Annotated in this window: 3 protein-coding genes and 1 pseudogene; all 4 read right to left on the bottom strand. The window is 67.1% G+C overall.

Annotation, left to right across the window (positions count from 1 at the left end):
* Nucleotides 1–136: pseudogene (locus tag WAN71_RS08650) on the bottom strand (type VII secretion protein EsxI); the annotation flags it as partial.
* Nucleotides 137–167: 31 nt separating this feature from the next.
* A complete protein-coding gene (locus WAN71_RS08645) occupies nt 168–464 on the bottom strand; it encodes a WXG100 family type VII secretion target (RefSeq protein WP_422224927.1) in 297 nt (98 codons plus the stop codon).
* Nucleotides 465–512: 48 nt separating this feature from the next.
* Entirely contained in the window at nt 513–1,715 is a 1,203-nt protein-coding gene (locus WAN71_RS08640; RefSeq protein WP_422224926.1) for a PPE family protein, read from the bottom strand.
* Nucleotides 1,716–1,728: 13 nt separating this feature from the next.
* A partial coding sequence (locus WAN71_RS08635; RefSeq protein WP_422224928.1) for a PE domain-containing protein occupies nt 1,729–1,840 on the bottom strand: 112 nt, incomplete at its 5' end.

Here is a 1,840-nt window from a genome sequence, read left to right as displayed (position 1 = left end):
CCGAACCGCCCCAGAAGTCACCGGCGGCCAGCACATCGCGCACGATGGACTGGTGCTCGGCCTCCAGCGACGCGGCCTGGGCCCGGATCAACGCGCCGTGGGCATCCACGTCGCCGAACTGGTAACTGATCGACATGAGTGTTCTCCTAAATGGCTTGGGGGATGGGCTAGCTGGACAGGATCTGCTGAGAGGCCTGCTCTTGGGTTTCGTAGTTGTTGGCGTCCCGGATCAGTCCGTCGCGCACGCCGTGGAGCATGTTGACAATGTTGCGGAAGGCCTGGTTCATCTGGCCCATGGTGTCATAGGACGTCATCTGCGCGGTACCGCTCCAGCCGGCACCGGCGATGTTCTGCGAGGACGCCCACATCTTGCGGGCCTCGTCCTCCACCGTCTGGGCGTGCACATCGAAACGGCCCGCCATCGACCGCATCTCGTGCGGGTCAGTCATAAAACGCGTAGGCATGATTCTTTCTCCTTAGCTCGAGGTCATTTTTCTGTTGGTGGTTGCTTGTTACCCGCCGGCCGGTGAGCGGGGCATCACCTTGGCGGCCACCCGGGAGCCCAGGCTGCTCACACCGCGTCCGGCCAGCGCGCCCATCAACCCCTGGGCGAACGGGCTGCTCGGCAGGCCACCCGTCATGGTCGGGGCAGGGACGCTGGTGGCGGGTAGCGTTGGGGCCGCGCGAGCCATCTCCGGGGCCAGGCCGTGCCAGGCGTTGGGCACCGACAGCCCGCCCACGTGCTGGGCTCCGGCCAGCGACGCGGCCACCGAGGACCCCCACTTCTCCAGCTGGCCGCCCACACCGCTCATCACGTTGACCAGCTTGCCGTCGACGAATTTGCCGACATTGGCCAGCAGCGAGTCTTGCATACCGGCCATGCCCGCGCCGGCGGCACTGCTGCCCGAACCGCCACCGCCACTCATGAACATACGTGCGGGCGTGCTGCTCAACATGCCCATGTAGTAGGTGGCCTGCACCGGAAGCAGCGCGGCGGTGGGATTCGCGGCTACCGCCTGAGCCACCACCCCGAGCCAGGACACCAACCCGTCGGTCGTCAAAGTCGGCAACAAACCCGTCGTCGTGCTCGGCACGCCGAAAAGCTCGGCAAGGTCTACTAGCAGCCCCGCGATCACCGAGCTGGCGTCGGCCGGTGTGGCTGCCGAGGTGGCCGCTGCGGGCATCGCGCCACTGGCCACCTGCGGCGCCGCGGACTGTGCGGGTAGGGTGCTGGCCGCCTTCGAGTTGACCTGGTAGGTGTCCATGCTCAGCGCGTCCTGGATCCACATGTCCAGGTAGTTCGCCTCGGTGGTGGCGATCGCCCCGGTGTTTTGGCCCAGGAAGTTGTTGGCCACCAACTGAGCCAACAAAGCTCGGTTAGCCGCGATCTCCGGCAGGGGCACCATGGACGCATAGGCGCTCTGATAGGCGGCGGCGGCCACCTGGGCCTGGGCCCCGGTCTGGGCGGCGCTGGCCGAGGTGCCTTGCAGCCATGCGATGTAGGGGGCGGTCGCCGCGGCCATCTGGGCCGACGACGGGCCCAGCCACGGGCCAGTGGTCAGATTGGTGATCAGCGTCTGATACTGGGTGGCAGTGCTGTCCAGGTCGGCGGCCAACGCATTCCAGGCCGCCCCGGCCTCCAATAACGGGCCGGACCCCGCCCCGGAAAACATCAGGGCGGAATTGATTTCCGGGGGAAAGAGCGAAAAGCTCATCGACTAGACCTGGTCACCCGCCGAGCGCGGAGCTCGCCGCGTTCGCCGCCTCGGTCAGCGCATAGGCACCGGCTCCGGATTGCAACGCGGCCACCAACTGCTGGTGCACTTCCGCGGCTTGGGCG

The organism is Mycobacterium sp., assembly GCF_049280035.1.
GTDB lineage: Bacteria > Actinomycetota > Actinomycetes > Mycobacteriales > Mycobacteriaceae > Mycobacterium.
This window is presented reverse-complemented; position numbering and strand designations above follow the sequence as displayed.